This window comes from Bacillus yunxiaonensis (assembly GCF_037104695.1).
GTDB lineage: Bacteria > Bacillota > Bacilli > Bacillales > Bacillaceae_G > Bacillus_A > Bacillus_A yunxiaonensis.
The window spans coordinates 810,656-831,025 of sequence record NZ_JBAWSV010000001.1; the positions used below are offsets into that span (position 1 = coordinate 810,656).

21 protein-coding genes and 1 other annotated feature are annotated in these 20,370 nt (G+C 36.1%); of the genes, 6 read left to right on the forward strand and 15 right to left on the reverse strand.

The annotated features are described in order from the left end of the window. Positions 1–115: 115 nt before the first annotated feature. Positions 116–832 carry a cyclic nucleotide-binding domain-containing protein gene (locus WAX78_RS04070; protein ID WP_336481355.1) on the reverse strand — a complete coding sequence of 239 codons (717 nt, stop codon included), beginning with the start codon at positions 830–832 and terminating at the stop codon, positions 116–118. A gap of 96 nt (positions 833–928) precedes the next feature. On the opposite strand from WAX78_RS04070, the gene WAX78_RS04075 reads away from it, so the two are divergent. Both WAX78_RS04075 and WAX78_RS04080 read left to right on the forward strand, forming a co-directional pair. After that, positions 929–1,351, forward strand: a complete 423-nt coding sequence (locus WAX78_RS04075; RefSeq protein WP_336480996.1) for a DMT family transporter — start codon at positions 929–931, stop codon at positions 1,349–1,351. A gap of 13 nt (positions 1,352–1,364) precedes the next feature. Beyond that, positions 1,365–1,829, forward strand: coding sequence for a DMT family transporter (locus WAX78_RS04080; RefSeq protein ID WP_336480997.1), 465 nt, complete (start codon positions 1,365–1,367; stop codon positions 1,827–1,829). A 39-nt stretch (positions 1,830–1,868) separates the two neighbouring features. Here the strand turns inward: WAX78_RS04080 and serS are convergent, their stop codons facing one another. Together serS and WAX78_RS04090 are read right to left on the reverse strand one after the other, a co-directional pair. Beyond that, entirely contained in the window at positions 1,869–3,143 is a 1,275-nt protein-coding gene (gene serS, locus WAX78_RS04085; RefSeq protein ID WP_336480998.1) for a serine--tRNA ligase, read from the reverse strand. Positions 3,144–3,264: 121 nt separating this feature from the next. Then, positions 3,265–3,495, reverse strand: a binding site (T-box leader). Between the two features lie 175 nt (positions 3,496–3,670). Continuing rightward, entirely contained in the window at positions 3,671–4,180 is a 510-nt protein-coding gene (locus tag WAX78_RS04090; protein WP_336480999.1) for a GNAT family N-acetyltransferase, read from the reverse strand. Between the two features lie 252 nt (positions 4,181–4,432). Here WAX78_RS04090 and WAX78_RS04095 point away from each other — a divergent pair, with 252 nt between their 5' ends. From WAX78_RS04095 to WAX78_RS04105, 3 genes are all read left to right on the forward strand, one after another. Continuing rightward, positions 4,433–5,197 carry a hypothetical protein gene (locus WAX78_RS04095; protein WP_336481000.1) on the forward strand — a complete coding sequence of 255 codons (765 nt, stop codon included), beginning with the start codon at positions 4,433–4,435 and terminating at the stop codon, positions 5,195–5,197. Between the two features lie 36 nt (positions 5,198–5,233). Next, on the forward strand, positions 5,234–5,848 hold the full coding sequence (locus WAX78_RS04100; RefSeq protein WP_336481001.1) for a Type 1 glutamine amidotransferase-like domain-containing protein: 615 nt from the start codon (positions 5,234–5,236) through the stop codon (positions 5,846–5,848). Positions 5,849–6,043: 195 nt separating this feature from the next. Beyond that, positions 6,044–7,729 (forward strand): M4 family metallopeptidase, encoded by a 1,686-nt coding sequence (locus WAX78_RS04105; RefSeq protein WP_336481002.1) that lies wholly within the window; start codon positions 6,044–6,046, stop codon positions 7,727–7,729. Positions 7,730–7,912: 183 nt separating this feature from the next. On the opposite strand, the gene WAX78_RS04110 is transcribed toward WAX78_RS04105, so the two are convergent. From WAX78_RS04110 to WAX78_RS04145, 8 genes are all read right to left on the reverse strand, one after another. Beyond that, a complete protein-coding gene (locus tag WAX78_RS04110) occupies positions 7,913–8,347 on the reverse strand; it encodes an NUDIX hydrolase (protein WP_336481003.1) in 435 nt (144 codons plus the stop codon). 145 nt (positions 8,348–8,492) lie between these two features. Then, positions 8,493–9,311, reverse strand: a complete 819-nt coding sequence (locus WAX78_RS04115; RefSeq protein ID WP_336481357.1) for an energy-coupling factor transporter transmembrane component T family protein — start codon at positions 9,309–9,311, stop codon at positions 8,493–8,495. A 5-nt stretch (positions 9,312–9,316) separates the two neighbouring features. Then, on the reverse strand, positions 9,317–11,011 hold the full coding sequence (locus WAX78_RS04120; protein ID WP_336481004.1) for an energy-coupling factor transporter ATPase: 1,695 nt from the start codon (positions 11,009–11,011) through the stop codon (positions 9,317–9,319). Between the two features lie 10 nt (positions 11,012–11,021). Further along, the gene (locus tag WAX78_RS04125; RefSeq protein ID WP_336481005.1) at positions 11,022–11,573 is read right to left on the reverse strand and encodes an ECF-type riboflavin transporter substrate-binding protein; all 552 of its coding nucleotides are present in this window, start codon (positions 11,571–11,573) and stop codon (positions 11,022–11,024) included. A 346-nt stretch (positions 11,574–11,919) separates the two neighbouring features. Further along, on the reverse strand, positions 11,920–12,816 hold the full coding sequence (locus WAX78_RS04130) for a manganese catalase family protein (protein ID WP_336481006.1): 897 nt from the start codon (positions 12,814–12,816) through the stop codon (positions 11,920–11,922). A gap of 77 nt (positions 12,817–12,893) precedes the next feature. Continuing rightward, the gene (locus WAX78_RS04135) at positions 12,894–13,154 is read right to left on the reverse strand and encodes a YuzF family protein (protein WP_336481007.1); all 261 of its coding nucleotides are present in this window, start codon (positions 13,152–13,154) and stop codon (positions 12,894–12,896) included. A 539-nt stretch (positions 13,155–13,693) separates the two neighbouring features. Further along, positions 13,694–14,359 (reverse strand): bacillithiol biosynthesis deacetylase BshB2, encoded by a 666-nt coding sequence (gene bshB2, locus WAX78_RS04140; protein ID WP_336481008.1) that lies wholly within the window; start codon positions 14,357–14,359, stop codon positions 13,694–13,696. A gap of 12 nt (positions 14,360–14,371) precedes the next feature. Beyond that, positions 14,372–14,722: a YojF family protein gene (locus WAX78_RS04145; protein ID WP_154710509.1), complete on the reverse strand. Its 351-nt coding sequence runs from the start codon at positions 14,720–14,722 to the stop codon at positions 14,372–14,374. A gap of 266 nt (positions 14,723–14,988) precedes the next feature. Here WAX78_RS04145 and WAX78_RS04150 point away from each other — a divergent pair, with 266 nt between their 5' ends. Continuing rightward, complete coding sequence (locus WAX78_RS04150; protein ID WP_336481009.1) at positions 14,989–16,314, forward strand: ArsB/NhaD family transporter; 1,326 nt, start codon at positions 14,989–14,991, stop codon at positions 16,312–16,314. A 35-nt stretch (positions 16,315–16,349) separates the two neighbouring features. On the opposite strand, the gene WAX78_RS04155 is transcribed toward WAX78_RS04150, so the two are convergent. From WAX78_RS04155 to WAX78_RS04170, 4 genes are all read right to left on the reverse strand, one after another. Beyond that, a complete protein-coding gene (locus WAX78_RS04155) occupies positions 16,350–16,577 on the reverse strand; it encodes a hypothetical protein (protein ID WP_336481010.1) in 228 nt (75 codons plus the stop codon). Between the two features lie 14 nt (positions 16,578–16,591). After that, on the reverse strand, positions 16,592–17,851 hold the full coding sequence (gene ilvA / locus WAX78_RS04160) for a threonine ammonia-lyase IlvA (protein WP_336481011.1): 1,260 nt from the start codon (positions 17,849–17,851) through the stop codon (positions 16,592–16,594). Positions 17,852–18,055: 204 nt separating this feature from the next. Beyond that, positions 18,056–18,757, reverse strand: coding sequence for an MgtC/SapB family protein (locus tag WAX78_RS04165; protein ID WP_336481358.1), 702 nt, complete (start codon positions 18,755–18,757; stop codon positions 18,056–18,058). Between the two features lie 193 nt (positions 18,758–18,950). Beyond that, complete coding sequence (locus WAX78_RS04170; RefSeq protein WP_336481359.1) at positions 18,951–20,147, reverse strand: multidrug effflux MFS transporter; 1,197 nt, start codon at positions 20,145–20,147, stop codon at positions 18,951–18,953. Positions 20,148–20,370 lie beyond the last annotated feature (223 nt).

The following is a 20,370-nucleotide window of genomic DNA, read 5'->3' on the forward strand; positions in this document are numbered from 1 at the left end:
ACGTTAAGGAAAATCGGCTTTTCATTATTCTAATTGTTGTATTCCTCTTATAAGGGCTAGTACCAGCATCGCTAATACCACCTATAAATGAGATGGAGCTATAAGCTCGTTGTACTTATATCATCGTATGTTTATGTTTATGTTTATACACATCCGCCGCCAACTCTTGAAGTAAAAGCTCATCTTTCAATTCAAAATAACTCCCCTTCTTTTCTAACGCACCTTTATCACAAAGAATATTTAATGTTCGTAGTAAATGCCGATAACTTGTTCCTAACAACTCCGATATTTCCGTTAAATTCCCCTGAAATATCAATGTTTTTTCTTCATTCTTAACCCTTTCACCTGTTGCAAGAATGTAACTCGCTAATCGGCTCTCAAGTGGATAAAGTAAATTAATGGAGCTATTTTGAGCAAGTCCAGCAAGTTTACGGGCTAAAGAATCACAAATAAAACTTAAAAAAGTTGCATCATGAAGTAATCTTGTTTTAATTTTTTCCAAAGGAATTCCAATACAATATGAGTCCTCTATCACTTGAACATTTGAAAAGGTTTTTTGAGAACGAACTAATTCTACATCTCCCATTACTTCAAACCCATTATAAAAAGTTAATAATAAAGATTTACCGTTACTTAAAGTCGTATATACTTTTGCTGTTCCTTCTACGAAGAAGTAAAGGTAATGAAGCGTTTCATTTTCTCTACATATGTATTTATTCTTTTTAAATAACAACAATTCCATCACAGATTTTATGTCATGACTAAAAAAATCTTCAATATTATTCTTTTGAATATACTCGTCTAACTTCTTCGAATCATATATTTTTTTCATAAATTCTCCAAATCCCCTCTTCACTATGACATATGTCATAATACCCACTAATTCAATCATGATAAATTAACCTTAAAAATGCAAGGGGGAAATGCTATGTATAAATTACTTTCTGCACTTATTGGTGCATTCATCGCACTTATGATTCCACTAAACGGCATCTTAGCAGAAGTTATAGGAAACTATAATGCCAGTGTTCTTATTCATACTGTTGGATTAATTGCGGTTATTATTATTTTACTAGTAGGTAAATTTAAAATTAAAATTCATAAAGGAATCCCGCTCTACTTATATAGCGCAGGAGCTATCGGGGTATTCACCGTACTATTTACCAATATTAGCTTTTCAGCACTCGGTGTATCCTTAACGATTGCTTTAGGCTTACTCGGTCAATCCATTACTTCTATTGTCATCGATCATTTCGGGTTATTAGGAATGAAAATTGCGAAGTTTGAAAAAAAGAAAATGGTCGGCTTACTACTTATTGCTTCTGGAATTGTTGTCATGAATATTTTTTAATGGAGGAGAAATGATGTTATATATATGTATTGCCATTTTAGCTGGATGTTCCATTGTAATCGCAAGGGTGATTAACGCAAACTTAGCAACCAAAATCGGAATTTTCCAAGGTACTTTTTTCAACTATATCACTGGTCTCGCTTTTTCTTTATTATTTTTAATTTTTAGTAATGAATCTTTTAACATGTCCTACACAACATTGCAATCCATACCGTTTCTCGCTTATTTAGGTGGTTTAGTAGGTGTTGTAGTAATTGGATTATCAAACTATATTATCCCTAAAATATCTTCCTTCTATTTGACATTACTCATTTTTATTGGTCAATTAGCCATGGGAATTATCATTGATTTTTTCAATTCACATGAACTATCGATTGGTAAAATCGTTGGAGGTCTATTAGTATTAATGGGACTCACATATAATTTAATCATGGATCGAACAGATATACCTGTTCAAAATAAGAAACAAGCCTATTGAGGCTTGTTTCTGTTATTTTCATCCGAAACTTACTCCTTCTTATTTGATAACTTCTTTTCCACCCATGTATGAACGTAATACTTCCGGAATCACAACTGATCCATCTTCTTGTTGGTAATTCTCCAAAATAGCTGCTACTGTGCGCCCTACTGCTAATCCAGAACCATTTAACGTATGCACAAACTCTGGTTTTGCACCTTGTGTGCGGCGGAAACGAATACCTGCACGACGAGCTTGGAAATCTTCACAGTTTGAGCAAGAAGAAATTTCACGATATGTCCCGTAGCTTGGTAACCATACTTCAATGTCATATGTTTTTGCAGCTGGGAATGCCATATCAGCTGTACATAATGTAATTACTCGATAAGGTAATTGCAGCAATTGTAATACTTTTTCCGCATTTGCTGTTAATTTTTCTAACTCATCGTATGATTCTTCTGGCTTTGTATATTTGACCATTTCAACTTTGCTGAATTGATGTTGGCGGATCAATCCTCTCGTATCACGTCCTGCACTACCAGCCTCAGAACGGAAACATGGAGTATGAGCAGTAAAGTTAATTGGTAATTCTTCACCGTTTAAAATTTCATCACGATAGTAGTTCGCTAATGGTACTTCCGCTGTTGGAATTAAAGAGTAATCTGTGTCTTCTAATGTGAATACATCTTCCTTAAACTTCGGAAATTGTCCTGTACCTAATAAACTATCGCTATTTACAATAAACGGAGGAATCACTTCCGTATATCCATGTTCTTCAACATGTAAATCTAACATAAAGTTAGCTACCGCTCGTTCTAAGCGAGCACCTAATCCGTTGTAATATACAAAGCGACTACCTGTTACTTTTGCTGCTCGCTCAAAATCTAGTAGTCCTAATTTATCAGCAACTTCCCAATGTGGTTTTGCTTCAAATAAAAATTCTTTTATTTCTCCCCACTTACGCATTTCAACATTATCATCCTCTGATGCTCCCACTGGTACTGATCCATTCGGAATATTTGGTAATGCCAATAATATAGAATTCAATGCTTCTTCGACATTACGTAACTCATCATCTAATGTTTTAATCTTATCGCCTACTTCACGCATTTCAATAATAAGTTCATTTGCATCTTGTTTTTCACGCTTTAACTTAGAAATAAGCTCAGACACTTCATTACGTTTACTTTTTAACTCTTCCACTTCTACTAACAGTTCACGACGCTTTTGATCTAATTTCTCAAACTTATCTAATTCAAGAAACTCTCCGCCGCGAGTAATTAATTTCTTCTTTACTTCTTCAAAATTGGCACGTAATACTTTTACATCTAACATGTTTTTATCTCTCCTTTAATAAAATAAGCTTCCTTTAATCAGTGGCCATCGCTCTTCGTCCTGCTGAATTTTGACAAAAGAGATTTTTACTACATAAAATACAAAAAACTCCCGTCCCTATAAAAGGGACGAGAGTTAACCCGCGTTGCCACCCTAGTTGAAAGCATAGAAAATATACACTTTCCACTTAAAACATTAACGACTTTTAGCCGGAAACGATTACTAACTTCACATTTGAAGCGTTCCACATTTCGCTCAAGGACGGATTCACAAGCTTTTTCTATCGGTTTACACCAACCACCGACTCTCTAAAAGAAAAACACCTGTTACTAATTCCTTTCAACACTTTCAGACAATATAATTTAATTATCAATACTTTATAATAATTCTGTATAATTATCAAGAAATAATTTCACAAAAAATCTCTCTGATTACCATTAGAAAATCTTTTACCATTCGTTAACAATTCATATCATATGTTCATGAAAATGATTTGAAACCATTGAAATTATTTTTTATTACAATAATCAAGCTTGTATGAGTAGACCATTTGGACGAAGACGACTCATCATAATTTCATCAATAAATTTACCGTTTGCTTTTAAATTCCCCTTCTTTATTCCCTCTTCCATAAACCCAAACTTTTCATACAGCGCTTGTGCGCCAGGATTTGTTGCAAGAACGCCCAGTTCCACTCTTTCAAGCATTAGCCAATTGTCTGTAAGATCGAGAATTTTTGTAAGTAATGCTTTCCCAATTCCTTTTTTATGATATTCACTATCCACACCGATAAATATATCTCCCGAATGTGATCTTCGGCCTTGTCCTTGTGTTAAACCTACAAATCCAACGACATTACCATCGAGCTCCGCAACAAATTCAAATTGATTAGGCCCTAAGTTACGAATTCTATTTTCCATAGCATCTACCCGCATACTTGGCATAAAAACCATATATGGTAAAACCTCATCTTGTATACAAATCCGATGAATTGCACTAGCATCCTGTATGTGAACGGGACGAATATTCACTTCCATTTCAACATCTCCTTCAACTAAAAGGGTAAGATCATTTTGGAATATTCTACACAGCATCCAAAGATTCCTACTTAATCCTTACTCATTCCTTCCATTCTCTTGTCAAATTCGACAAGATTTTTCTATTCAATGAAGGAACATTATAAGTACTGTCGAATATTCCCATTTAACACACTATATAGTATTCTAATGTTCAATTAACCCGAAAAACAAAGAGAAAACTAGTTTTACCCCCTTGGACGGAGGAAAATAATGATACATAAATCTTTTTTACAAAATGTGAATTTACTCATACAAATGCATGCCGAAGGACTTCTTGGAGGTGAAGTAATGCCTGAAGATGCCCTCATTGGCATTGTTCCAGAAGACGAATTACCAAACGTGTTAACTTTGGGAATGTCGTTAAATTATCAAAGGAATTCATATACGTTATGGCAATCAATTGCACAGGCTTATCTTGATGATAATTCTCGATGGATTTTTAATCCGCACGCTGTATCCAATAAAGACTTAGAAGATTTACGTCATGTGTTACTTCATTACCGAGTTGCTTTACAACCTAATCGCCACCCAGAAATTTGGAAACGCGTCTCTAGAGGAATCGTTCAGTCGTCTCCTAAAGGTGATGTCTTAGGATTAATTGAATCTGTTCAATTCGATATTTTTCCCTTAAAAAACATCATACAAAAAACACGAAAATCAGAATTCCCCTATCTCTCTGGTCCAAAAATCTTCAATTACTGGCTATATGTCCTGGAGACTTATGCAGCAATAGAATGGAAGTCTCGTGAACTTATCACAGTAGCTCCAGATACACACATCTTAAAAGCTAGCGTAAAATTAGGATTATGTTCTTCAGAAGTTTTAAACGGGACAAATGAAGATCGTCAAACTGTAGCAAAAGCATGGGAAAAAGCACTAACTGGCAGTGGGCTCGCTCCCATCGACGTTCATACACCCTTATGGTTGTGGAGTCGTGCAGGTTTCCCATCACTTTCGGTTTCAAAAACATTATGAGGTAAAAAATAGCTTGGAAAGATGAGAGGATTTACAATGAGTAAATTATTATTAACTTCAAATGGTTTCTTTACAGAACAAATTAAAAAGCAATTTTTACAATTAACTGATGAAGAACCTAGCGATTTAAAAGTTTCAATCATAACCACTGCCTCTCCGCTCAAAGAAAATAATCAATATGCCAAAAAAGCAAAAGAAGACTTTATACAAATGGGATTCCATACAATTGATTTTACTGATATCGAATATGATGAACCAGAAACTCTTAGACAATACGATGTCATTTATATTAACGGAGGAAATCCGTTTTATTTGTTATACCATATGAAAAAGAGTGGTTCTGACTTAGTATTAAAAGATTTAGCAAACAAAAATATTATCATAGTTGGAGTAAGTGCTGGAGCAATTATTCTTGGTCCAAGCATTGATGTTGTAAATTATTTCACACCTCAAATGAATACAGTAAATATACAAGATTTGACTGCATTAGGATTAACAGATACATATATTTTTCCTCATTACGATAGAGAAGATTTATTTCCTGATTCTACTGGAAAGACAATTGAAGATAGGTTAAAAACTTTTGAAACTTTGAATAAATGTACTGTTGTAAGAGTTTCAGATAACCAGCCCATCTTAATAGATACATAAACAGTAAAGAAGCTGAATCAAATGTTGTTGAAAAACGACTTTTCGAGTCAGCTTTTCTTTTTTTTATTGTTCATCAAAATTCTAGAAAACTTGAGAAATAAATTATTTAAATTTTCAGTATTTTATTACCAAAAGCTTAATGCTACTATTAATTTGTTCTCTTTTTTCAAAATTTTGGTTAGGGGGAAAAAAATAATGAAGAAAAAAGGTCTAGCGTTTGTGTTAGCAGCTGGAATGGCAGTGACAACGTTTGGAGGGACAAGCTCTGCATTTGCGGATTCAAAGAACGTACTTTCCACAAAGAAATACAACGAGACAGTACAATCCCCAGAGTTTGTATCAGGTAATCTAACAAGTGCATCAGGAAAGAAGGCAGAATCTGTTGTATTTGATTATTTAAATGCTTCTAAAAAAGATTATAAACTAGGCGAGAAAAGTGCAGAAGAATCTTTTAAAGTACAAAAGGTTATAAAAGATCCTGTTGGAGAAGCAACAGTTGTCCGTTTACAGCAAATGTATGAAGGTGTACCAGTATGGGGATCTACTCAAGTAGCTCACGTTGGAAAAGATGGTGTATTAAAGGTTGTATCAGGCACAGTTATGCCTGATTTAGATAAGAAAGAGAAGTTGAAAAACAAAAATAAAATTGAAGAAAAAAAAGCGATTGCAATCGCACAACAAGACCTAGGATTCACTCCAAAGTATGAAGTAGAGCCATCTGCGAACTTACATGTATATCAAAATGGTGCGGAAACAACATATGCATATGTTGTGAAATTAAATTTCTTAGATCCAGAGCCAGGAAACTATTATTATTTCATTGAAGCTGATAGCGGTAAAGTTTTAAATAAATATAATACAATCCATACTACAGCAAATGAAAGTAAGGCACCAGTTGAACCTGCAGCTGGGGCTACCGCTAAGCCTGTAACGGGAACAAATAAAATCGGCACAGGTAAAGGGGTATTAGGTGATACAAAGTCTATTAATACAACATTATCTGGATCTAGCTATTATTTACAAGATAATACACGCGGTGCGGCGATTTACACATACGATGGAAAAAATCGTACGGCTCTTCCAGGAACGTTATGGGCAGATACAGATAACCTCTTTAATGCTACTCGTGATGCAGCGGCAGTAGATGCGCACTACTATGCTGGTGTAACATATGATTATTATAAAAAAACGTTTAACCGCAATTCTTATAACGATGCTGGTGCACCATTAAAATCTACGGTTCACTATGGAAAAAATTATAACAATGCCTTCTGGAATGGATCACAAATGGTGTATGGTGATGGAGATGGAACTACATTTATTGCATTTTCTGGAGGAATCGATGTTGTCGGTCATGAGTTAACACATGCCGTTACAGAATATAGTTCAAACCTTATTTATCAAAATGAGTCTGGTGCGTTAAATGAAGCAATCTCTGATATTTTTGGAACATTAATAGAATACTATGATAACCGTAACCCAGATTGGGAAGTTGGAGAGGATATTTATACGCCTGGTAAAGCTGGAGATGCGCTTCGTTCTATGAGCGATCCAACAAAATACGGTGACCCAGATCATTATTCTAAACGTTATACAGGAACAAGTGATAATGGCGGCGTTCATACAAATAGTAGTATTATCAATAAAGCTGCTTACTTATTAGCAAATGGCGGTACACACTATGGTGTAACGGTGAATGGTATTGGTAAAGATAAAGTAGGCGCAATTTACTATCGTGCAAATACACTATACTTAACTCAATCTGCAACTTTTAGTCAAGCACGCGCTGCCTTAATACAAGCAGCAGCTGATTTATATGGCGCAAACTCTGCAGAAGTGACGGCGGTGAAGCAGTCTTATGATGCAGTTGGTGTAAAATAGGTTCCACTCCCTTTTATATAGTGAAAGAGGCTGTTCCAAAAGTGAAACTTTTTGTCAGCCTCTTTCTTTGTATATAAATCGTATTTTTCTGATATAATCAAGTCATCACAGCCAAACCAATCAAAGTAACGATTCTCTTATGTTTATAACAAAGTCCCTATGTATGCTAACTTTTTCTCGATTTTATTGGGTACCTTCAAATGCATAAAAAGCTAATGTTTTATTAGAATCAGAATGTATTTTTAGTCTCTCATATAAAGATGGCATTAATTCCTTTACTGTTTCACTATTTGCCCATCTTACTTCAACAATATCATTATCAGGGTCATTGATGTTTATTTCTCCATCAATGATTTTTGCATGAAAAGTAATAATTAAAGCATGATGACCTCGTTCTTCGAAGAACACTTCTCTAACGGAACTCAATCCAGTAACAACAATATTAAATCCTGTTTCCTCTTTTACTTCACGGATTACAGCCTGTTCTAAAGTCTCTTCCCCTTCAACTGCCCCGCCTGGAAGACTCCAATAAAAAGAATCACCCTTTATGTTTTTAACTATTAACATATTATCATTGTCATCCTGAATGAAGGCAGAAACAACGTTAACTCTTTTCAAAAACAACTCCCCCTTTTGAAATTCCCCCTACTGATAGCTATATCAATTATACTAAAAGCAAAGTAAAGAATGCATTAATAGACTCGATTAATTCTTTAAAAAAGGAAACTTAAAAAGAGCAAGCCATCAAATATTCATTTAATGTTCATAAAGGATACCAAAACGAATTAAAAATTGTGAGTTTCAAATAGATAGCAATAATCAAAATGCATATCCCAATAAGAAGTGCCATATAATCAAGAGGCTGCATTTCCGTCCTATAGTACCAAGTTCGCTTCTCCTTTTTTCCAAAACCGCGTAAATCCATAGCATTCGAAACAGTATCAATTCGATCCAATGAATGTATTACAAGCGGCCAAAAAATCGTCATTCGATTATTAATGCGTTGAAAAAGGGATGCTTCTCCTTTATGAAATGGAATTCCCCTTGCTTCCTGTGCATGTTTAATGAGTTCGTATTCCGTTTGTATATTCGGAATGTAGCGCAGTGCAATATTAATCGCATAGGCAATTTTATAAGGCAGTCCAATTTTGTTTAAGCTGCTTGCAAATTGACTCGGATGTGTTGTGTAAATAAAAATAAGTGTAAACGGCAATAAGGTAAAATATTTTAATGATAGTGTTATTGCATAAAAAAGAGTTTCCAGTGTAATAGTCGCATAGCCAATATGGAGAAATGAAGTATATGTACCGGTTAGCTCCGATCCATGTGTTGGAGTAATGAGTAAAATCATGACGGAATTCAGAATACTAAATGTGAAAATAACACTAAAAATAATCAATATGCTGCGCATTGGAATTTTTGCGATGCCTAGCAATATGCAGCCGATTAGAAATAAGCATAATAAAATACGAAAATCAAAAAATAAGAATGTGAGAATCATCCATATAATAAATAAAATTAGTTTTACAGCACCATCCATACGATGGAAACACGATTTGCCTTCTATATATATTGTTCCCATCTTACTCATGAATGATCCCTCCTCCTCGCTTCCATATAAGATTGAACAAATAGCTGCGGAATTGGCATATTCCCATGTTTCGCTAAGCTAGTAAGTGAGCTCTCACGGAGGTTTGCCTGCTTTAAAATACGCTCGTTTGCCAACACGGTAGTTACTGCATCATCAGCAATGATTTCTCCGTTATGCAGTACAATCGCTCGATTTGCGTATTCTAGCGCTAAATTCATGTCATGTGTAATGAATAAAAAAGCCATTCCACGTTTTGCTAACTTTCGTATAAACATCATAAACTCTTTGTAATGAAAATAATCTTGTCCTGCAGTTGGTTCGTCTAAAATAATAAGTTTGGGATTTGCAACAAGAATCGAGGCTATCGTTAAACGCTTTTTTTGTCCATAACTTAATGCTTGTACCGGCCAATTTCGAAATGGATATAAACCACAAATTTGTAATGCATTTTTTACTTTTTTCTGCATTTCTTCTGAAGCATTCTTCAGTTTTACGGCAAATGCAGCTTCTTCCCAAACAGTTGCTTGTGTAATCATGTGATTAGGATTTTGCATCACATAAGCGATGACCTCTCCCCGCTTTCGGATTGACCATGTTGTAATATTAGTTCCTTCTATAAAAATCTTACCTTGATGGTTTTTTTTCATTCCCGTCATGATATGAGCAAATGTTGATTTTCCAGCACCGTTATTTCCTAAAAGAGCGAGTACTTCTCCTTTGTATATAGACATAGATACATCCTTCAATGAAAAATTTCTATTTGGATATGTAAACGTTACATTTTCTATTTTACATATACATTCTTTTTTAGATATTGCTGTATGTATTGAGTTTTGTAACATCCATTTTGATAACGTTTCATGTAATGTATGAGAATTAATATTTTCTATTGGATAAATCTCTTCATTCGAGAATGGATATTTCAATGTTTTTAATGCTTCTATATATACAGGCTCCCTCAGCCCCGCTTTTTGTAAAACATTTGTATGTAATAGATTACTCGGTGCTTCGATTGCGATGATACGGCCATTTTCCAAAAGAATAATTTTATCTAAATCGAGATCGAGCATTTCTTCAATGCGATGCTCAATAATAATGATCGTTTTATTCGTTTGTCTATGAATCTTCTTCATAAGTTGGATTGCTTTTTGACTGCTTACAGAATCTAAATTCGCTAAAGGTTCATCGAATAGCAAGATCTCAGCATTTGTAGCTAGTATGCCTGCTAGAGAAACGGATTGTTTTTGTCCCCCTGATAAATCGTGAGGGCTATGTGAATGGAACTTGATCATGTCTACTTCTTTAAGTGAACGTTTCACAATTTGTTTTATTTCCTCTTGCTCCGTACAATCATTTTCCATTGCAAACGCAACGTCTTCTTCAACTGTTAATCCGATAAATTGGGAATCTTGGTCTTGCAGAATCGTTCCAACACGTTGACTTAACTCGAATATACTCGTATGCCTAGGGTCTATACCACACACTGAAAGCTCTCCTGTACTTGTCCCTTCATAAGAAAAAGGAATGAGCCCATTCATACAATGAGCTAATGTAGATTTTCCTGATCCGCTTCGACCAGCGATTAACACTTTTTCGCCAGGATAAATCTGAAACGTAATGTCCTGTATCGTTGGTTCAGCTACGCTTTTATATTGAAATGTGAATTCTTCAAAAGAAATAATCGGTTTCATATGTATATCCCTACTTCTCAATCTTTAATTGTGTATTCTTTTTATTCGCTTTCACAAGTCCTAACACAATTGGTAAGCCGAGGATGAAAAATACGAGAACATCTGCGATAATCGCACCGCCTACTTGAATAGCAATTTTATCGAACGGTTCACCCATAATAAAAATGTCAAATGCACCCGCAAATATGATCCCTAAAAGAATACCAATTACACCTGTACTAGAAAGGTAGATAATATCTCCTTTACTGTACGTCCCATTTTTCACACTAAATGTAGCGCGCTTTTGGACAAATCCCATAAATAAACCTATAATTCCTGAGCTTAACACCCAGCCCCACCAAATGCCCCAGCCAGCAATGGCATCTGTGATTGTATGACCAATTAGTCCAATTAATAAAGCTGCAATTGGTCCAAAAATAGCACCGAAAATCGTTAATAAAGCAAGCGCTGGTTTAATAAAAGTATTCGGCGCAATGGAAAATCCCCATAATCCTAATACACCGTATATTGCTGAACCGATTCCAATTGCAACAACTAGTTTTGTAGAAAGCGTTTTATTCATTTATTGTCCCCTCTCGTTATATAAACTTACTTTGAAATAACTTCTATGATTTGTATAGACGCTATCAAATTTATATGATGCAGCATGAGCATGTATGTCTATAGTTTGTTACATGTTTAATCTTAAAATGTGATGAATCTCAATTTCCGGTATACACCGTCTTCCGATACACTCATAATTTTCACTTCTCAAATGACTTTCATAGATATTTTTAATTCGGTAAAAATCAACAAATACAAAAAAATGAAAAAACCAATTCGCATCAGCTTTTTCATTCAAAATAAAGCATATTAATTTCCCCTCTACTAGTAACGAGTATTTTTATCCCTTTCCAAATCCTCCCCCCCTATAACCCAGCTGACCTCTGTAACCTTCTCGCAATTTCAAAGAAATCTTCCTGCGATATCCCTGGAGCAAATTCTTCTGGTAATTCATCTAAGTCTGGCATTGGCGCACCTTGAGGGGGACCATCGACAACTTGAAGCGGCTGCCCATCTCCTGGGTGCTTTCCTTTCCAGATTTTATTTAAGTCCGTGTAATCATTATCACTAAAACGGTACAGTTTTAAGTGGGCACCTTGATCCTCAAAGCGTTTTGCCACATCGAATACTTTATTAGACAAGTTTGGAATTGGTAACATTTTTGTCATATCAACACCTGTTGCCACTTCTAACGCTTTAGCGTATGCCAAAACATGAACGCCGCCGCGGACAAGTAAATATCCAATTGCTTCTTTTGCTGTTGGATGATCTGTCATTTCATAAACACGCATTTTGTTTGTACGTGCTCCGCATTCTAAGAAAAAGTTATGCAATAGGTCTAATATTAAATTTCCGCTATTAAATACATAATCTCCGGTCCATGCTTTTCCCATTGAATCACCGACAAGGCTAGTTTGTGCGGTTGAAATGAAGTGCTGCATATTATGTTTATCTTTCGCAGCTTTCATCGGTCCAATATCAGGGTCTCCCGTATGCGTTGTTCCAGTTAAGCAAAGATTAATTGCATTTGAAAGCAATTCAACATGTGCAAATTCTTCCGCTGTTATATTCGCAATTAAATCATAAAATGGTTTTAACTTTTTCTTTCCGCGAAAGTTAAACGATTGAAACATATAATTATTTAATGTCGACATCTCACCAAAACGACCGCCTAACAATTCTTGTATCGCAGCCGCTGCGTTTGCATCAGCATACTTCGGGTCGGGGAGTGGGATAATCAACTTGTCAATTCGTTTAATCATCAGTGTGAAGCCCCCTTATCTTCATCGTTGCCATCATTACTGATGTATGAAAGATAAAGGTTGTTTCATGTGTATTATCATTCCGGCATTACCCAAACAATTTGCTGCATGCGAATAAAGAAAGGCGTATCCTTTTCTTCAATTACAATATGATCTGGTTTAACAGCTTTTAATATGCCATGCACGCTACCACGCATTGTATCCACAACAACATTTTTTCCAACAATCATTTGTAACGTTTGCACAACATACGGATCAACACTAGAAACCACTTCTCCGCTCAACTCATAACCATTTCGAAAATCTCCATGCACATCTTCGTATGAATAATCATCCATAATTATTACCTCCTCTTTCTACAATTCGCTTGTATTGTATGAAAGTGATTAGATAGATGTGCCTATCTAATCACTTGAAACTTCCATCAGTGGGGTTTTTCTTCATCCCCCACTGATGGAAAGTTCTCACCAATCGGGCGCATGCCAGCAGTTATCCTCATCTATCTTCTGTAGAAAAGCGGAAGCGGCTCGCCCAGAATCGCAGGACGCTCGCGCCCAATGCAGAGAGGCGCTTTTTGCCTCGTCCGAGGGGGGCGAAACAACCGGAAATTCTAGCCGCTAGAGCTGGAAAACAAAGAAATGCGGAAGTGGCTCGTCTAGAATGTGAGGGGGATGGAGCTTCTGACGTAGAGGTGTTTTTTACCTCGTAGGAAGAAGCGAAGCCACCGAACATTCTAGCCACTGGAACTGGACAACGCTTCTCTCTGAATCTTGGGATGGGAATCTTACTGCCCGCGAATAGCAGGATAAAAAAACGAGATGCCATAATCACGGCATCTCGTTTTTTATCATAAGCTGAAAAACTTACTTCTTCTAGCTTATGATTCCCATTTATACGTCCAAAATTGTTCACCTTGTAACCATTTTAGTGTCGCTGGGTCTTGTTTTTTTAGCTTTGCTTCCATTTCTTCTAACATCGCTTCTGTTTGTGAACGATGTGCACGAAGCGCCGCTAATTTTTGCTCTAATACGTCGCTTATATCGTTAATTACATCTGGCTTACCTAATACTTCTTCTCGATTTTTCGTAATCGCCACTGCATGAATAACTGGACGTTCTTCTTTTGGCATACGTTCTACCGCACGAACAGCCGCGCGTCCAAATGCATTATGATCTGGATGTACACCGTGCTCTGGGTAGAATGTAATGATTAAGGAAGGATTCACATCACGAATCACTTCTTCAATTTTATCCGCTACAAAGTCAACATCTTCAAATTCTAATGTTTTATCATGGAAGCCAAGTAAACGTAAGTCTTCGATGCCCATTGCCTGGCAAGCTTCTTCTAATTCCTGCTTTCGAATGCTTGGAATCGTTTCACGATTTGCAAATACATTTTTCCCCATATTACGTCCCATTTGTCCAAGTGTTCCGCAAGCATACGTAACAGGTACTCCATTATTTCGATATTGACGAATTGTTCCTCCCGCTGCAAATGATTCATCATCTGGATGCGGAAATACTACAAGTACGTGTCTTTCCATAATCTCCACTCCTTATGCAAATGGCGTTAAACTTAATTGCAGCGCAACTGCTAGACGCCCTTTTTCATCATGACCTGCTAATAAAAGACGATTTTTTTCATCTTTTTCCCAATGCGTCACACCTTCTGCATATACCCAGCCATGCTCCATTTTCAAACCAATACGGTATGGATTCGTTCCCGTGATTTTACCGCGCTCAAAACGAATTACTGCATTACGCACAAATGCCCCAACTGTCATCGCTTTTTCATTTATATGTGAAGCATATGCGCCGTTCGTCGTTTCTAAATGAAGATATACATCGTTATTTAGGAAACGTTCAATTTCGTTTTGCACGACAGAAGTATCTGTAATTATTTCCATCGGATTTCACCTCTTTTAATCAGTTTACGAAAAAACAATGTAAATTGCTATCTCTTATAATAGAGGACAATGATTACTTTGCCTATTTTTTTGCTTTTTATTTTTTATATTTAATACAGTATGTGAAATTATATATATTTGATCTATACTGTATTTCCATTTCTTTCTGTATGCAAATTTGCTACAATAAAATTTATGCAGAGGGATATATTTCGACAATTTTATACACCAACATGTATAGATACTTAATAAAGAAGGTGAACACATTGGAACATGCAGCACATGAAGTTGCAAACTGGCAATATTACTTTGCCATTGCTGTATTTTTAGTAACATACGGCTTTATTATCTCAGAAAAAATTAACCGTGCTGTCATTGCTTTGCTTGGGGCTGCAATTATGGTTATTATGGGAATTGTAGATTTACATACTGCCTTTACTACACATATTCAATGGGAAACCATTACTCTATTAATTGGGATGATGATTCTCGTACATATTACAAGTCAATCTGGTGTCTTTGAATATGTGGCCATTAAAGCTGCAAAAGCAGCCGGCGGAAAACCAATTCGAATTTTACTGCTCCTATCCCTTTTAACCGCAGTTGGTTCTGCCTTTTTAGATAATGTAACAACCGTTTTATTAGTCGTACCAGTTACATTATCGATTACACGTATTTTAAAGGTAGCTCCTGTTCCATATTTAATTTCAGAAGTATTATTCTCTAACATCGGCGGAACAGCGACACTTATTGGAGATCCTCCAAACATTATGATTGGATCTGCAAATAAGCATCTTGATTTTAATGCATTTTTACTGAATTTAGCACCGATTGTTGCTATTATTGCTGTCGTTACATTACTTATTTTATATGTTATGTATCGCAACAAATTAAAAACAACAGACGAACAAATTCAGAAACTGATGTCTTTAAATGAAAAAGACTACATTCGTGATCGCAGCTTACTCATTAAGTCCTTATCAATTTTAGGATTAACAATACTTGGATTTATTCTTCATTCTATTATTCATGTTGATGCTGCTGTAATTGCGATGACTGGTGCTGTCCTTTTAATGCTAATCGGTGTAAAAGAACACGAGATAGAAAATGTATTTGCTCATATTGAATGGGTAACAATTTTCTTCTTTGCAGGTTTATTCGTTCTAGTCGGTGCACTTGTTGATATTGGACTTATTTCCTCACTTGCAAAGAAAGTATTGGATGTAACAAACGGAGATATTGGCTATGCATCCATCTTAATTTTATGGGTATCTGGTGCTGCTTCTGCCACAATTGATAACATTCCGTTTGTAGCAACAATGATTCCGCTTATTCAAAACTTAGCAAGCGGACTTGGACTTTCAGCGGATTCTCCGCAAATCGAGGTACTATGGTGGGCATTATCTCTTGGAGCTTGCTTAGGAGGAAACGGTACGCTAATCGGTGCCTCTGCCAATGTCGTTGTAGCAGGAATTGCAAAGCGTGAAGGATACGGCTTCTCTTACATGGAATTCTTAAAAATTGGGTTGCCATTAACCATTGTTGCACTGCTTTTATCACACGCATATATTTATTTACGCTATTTAATGTAGAAAGGTTTGCAGCATAAGCTGCAAACCTTTCTTTTTCACCAAAAGATACCTATAACTGCAAGAGCCCCTATAATTATACCTCCAACTTGACCAATCATTGTTGGTGTCCATTCAATCCCCTTTTTCATTTGTACAACTGGTCTTTCATGCCGCAGTTGCTGCACTTCTGCTTGCAGTTGATGGATGGAGCCATGCAATTCTTTCACAAGTTCTTTCAATTCTCCTATTTCTTCTTCAGCTGACTTCTTTTTTTCTAAATTCATTTTCAATACCCCTTTTAAATCAATAAATTGAATAATGTTGGATTGTGATTGATTTCCATATAACGTACTTCCTGTTCCTCCATTCGTCTAATAAGAGGCTCATAATCTTCTTTTTGTTGTAGTTCGATTCCAACTAGAGCCGGACCATTATCTTTATTGTTCTTCTTCGTATACTCAAAACGAGTGATATCATCATTAGGCCCGAGAATGTTATCTAAAAACTCACGCAAGGCACGGGGACGCTGCGGAAAATTAATAATAAAATAGTGCTTTAGTCCTTCATAAATTAACGATCTCTCTTTCGTTTCCTGCATCCGACCAATATCGTTATTACCACCGCTCACAATACAAACAACTGTCTTTCCACGAATTTCATCTTTATATAAATCAAGCGCGGCAATCGGCAGGGCACCAGACGGCTCTGCAACAATCGCATTTTTATTATAAAGTTCAAGCAATGTCGTACATACTTTCCCTTCTGGTACAGCAACAATATCATCTAATACACGTTTACAAATCTCATATGTAAGATGACCAACTTGTTTAACTGCTGTTCCATCTACAAACGAATCAATATGCGGCAGCGTAACAACCTCTCCTTGTGCAAAAGCCTCTTTCATAGAGGCAGCACCTTCTGGTTCAACCCCAACAATTTTCGTTAAAGGACTAATCCCTTTTATGTATGTTCCAACTCCAGCTGCTAAGCCTCCTCCGCCAATTCCCATAAACATGTAATCAATCGTACAATCCGCATCATGTAGAATTTCTACACCAATCGTCCCTTGTCCTGCAATCACATTGGGATCATCAAACGGATGAATAAATGTTAATCCTTGCTCGTCACAATATTTCACTGCTTCTCCATAAGAGCTATCAAACGTATCCCCTTGCAGCATCACCTCTACGTAATCTCCTCCAAAAAAGCGCACTTGTGATACTTTTTGACTTGGTGTTGTATTTGGCATAAAAATTTTTGCTGGAATTTGTAATTTATGACACGTATAAGCTACGCCTTGCGCATGATTACCAGCACTAGCGCATACAACGCCTTTTTTCAACTCTTCCATCGGTAAATTGCTAATACAGTTATAGGCACCTCGTATTTTAAAAGAACGAACAACTTGTAAGTCCTCTCGTTTTAAATATACGTTACATTGATATTTTTCTGATAAAATAGGATCTCGCTCTAAAGATGTATTTCGAATCACATCTTTTAACGTATTATACGCTACGAGAATATCTTCAATTTTGATCATTTCTTTTACATTCTTCATATCTTTGACCGCCTCACTGTATAATTTAAAAAGTTTTGTTTTACATTATACAGAATAATCTAAATATTTCAAATGAAGTTTAAATAAAAAATGAATCAACACAGTGCCTATGTTGATTCATCCTTTCATGATGGCGTTTCCATTTTAAATATTTGACCTTTGACATGTACCAAATTTATTTTTTTCATTTTATAAAAAAAGCCATTAATCAACCTCTTGCCCAGAAATAGATTTCCATCCAGCAGCTGTAACACCCGCTTCTAAACTAAGACCATTCACCACTTTTTCAATTACAGCTGTTTTCTTAGCATCACAATGTAAAACTGCTCGAATCATGATTTTTTTACCTTCTTCAATCTCTTCACTATGTAGTTCCCTTAATTCTATTGCTTCTGTATTTAGCATTTGCATTAGCAACAACCTAATATGCACTTCGTCTTTATTAGAGCACGTTGCAGATAACACATAATTCATTTTCTCTGGCATTTGATCAGTTGATTTTTTATTCATAAATAACGCAACTGGACGAAGGAAAATATTAGCTAATAAAACTCCAAACGCTCCTAGTATAGCTACTTTTAGAAAACCTGCTCCGACAAGAGTCCCAACAGCTGCAGAACACCATAATGTTGCAGCAGTATTCAAACCACGAATACTAAAGCCATCTCGAATAATGACGCCCCCGCCTAAAAAACCAATTCCACTAACAACTTGAGCTGCAATCCGTGTTGGACTAGATTCCCCTGTCACAATAACTGACAATAAAACAAACAAGCATGCTCCTAATGAAACTAAAGCATTCGTTCTTAGCCCTGCCATACGATGAAGCCACTGGCGTTCTGTTCCAATCAGTGCTCCTGCCAATATAGCTACAAATATGCGAAGTGCCATCTCTTGCAGCATCATCTTTTTCACCTCTATCTATGTATAAAGGAGGATTCTGTATAAAATCCTCCTTCTTATATTTTACCTTAGTTCTCATGAGAAGGGAATTAACTGCTATTTATCTATCTCTTAGCATTAAAACAAAAGCAACACAGAAACTGTGCTGCTTTATAACGTAAACATTACGATGCATAATCATATCGAAATGAAATTTTTAATTATTTGTTCGTTTTGTTAAAAGAATAAAGCTAAGCATCGCACCGATATGACAACAAACAATTGTAATTCCCATCGGTACAGCTGTCTGTTCTCCTTGAATACCAACTAAAGGTGCTACTACAGCGCCGGATATAAAAGGTAAAAGTCCTAATAAAGCTGCGGCACTTCCTGCTGCTTTCTGCTGATTCTGCATCGCTAACGTAAATCCAGTTGTCCCAACAATCCCTACGCTAGAAACAATAATAAAGAAGCAGATTAACACTCCTATTAAAGAAGGTGCCAGCAAAATAATAAGAAGAAGAGTGATGCCTCCTAGCAATGCAAAAAGAAGCCCAGCTACCAATAAAGTACGTTCTTTCATTTTCCCTGCCAAACGCCCTGTAACTTGAGATGCAATAATAATACCAAAACCGTTAATCGCAAAAAATAAACTATATAATTGCGGCGAAGCACCAAAAATATTTTGAATAACAAATGGTGATCCTGAAATATAGGCAAACATTGCTGCTGTGATAAACCCTTGAGAAAGTGCATATCCCATAAATACACGATCTTGTAATAATCGTTTATAATGAGATAAACTCTCCCCCCATCCGCCTGCTGTTCTTTTCTCTTCATGTAACGTTTCTGGCAAAATAAAAATAACACTTAATAACATAAGTCCACTTAATACACCTAATACAATAAACACCCAGTGCCAAGAAGCAAAGTTTAAAATTTGTCCGCCCATAATAGGCGCGAAAATTGGAGCAGCTCCGTTTACTAGCATTAAAGCAGAAAAGAATTTCGTGAGCTCAGATCCTGTGTACAAATCCCTAACAATAGCACGAGAAAGTACAATTCCTGCTGAACCGGCTGCACCTTGAATAAAGCGTAATACAATGAGCAACCATACAGAAGGTGTCAGCGCACATAAGAAAGAAGCAGCTGCATAAATAACAAGACCAATTACAATCGGTTTTTTCCTCCCTTGACGATCACTCCATGCACCAACCCACAATTGGCCTAACGCAATTCCTAACAAACATGCCGTTAAACTTAACTGCGTAAGTGCGCTTGTTGCGTGCAAATCGTCTGTTAAAGCTGGAAAAGCTGGAAGATACATATCAATAGAAAGTGGACCAATCGCAGATAGACTTCCAAGAATGATCGCTAAAATGATTCGTTTATCTTTTGCGACTTGTACTTTCATTTGTAATTCTGTTTGCAATCATATAACCTCCTTTTTATTTACTCTACTAAATAAGAATATAGAATAACAAACAAGACGTAACTATATTAGTTACACATTTGTTTTTTGTCAATACATTTATCCGATATTTTTCCAATTCAACAAATTGAACTACCCCCACTTAACACCCTTACGGGTTGTTTGAAGTGGGAGATTCCTACGAACACCAAAGTATCCTTTGGTT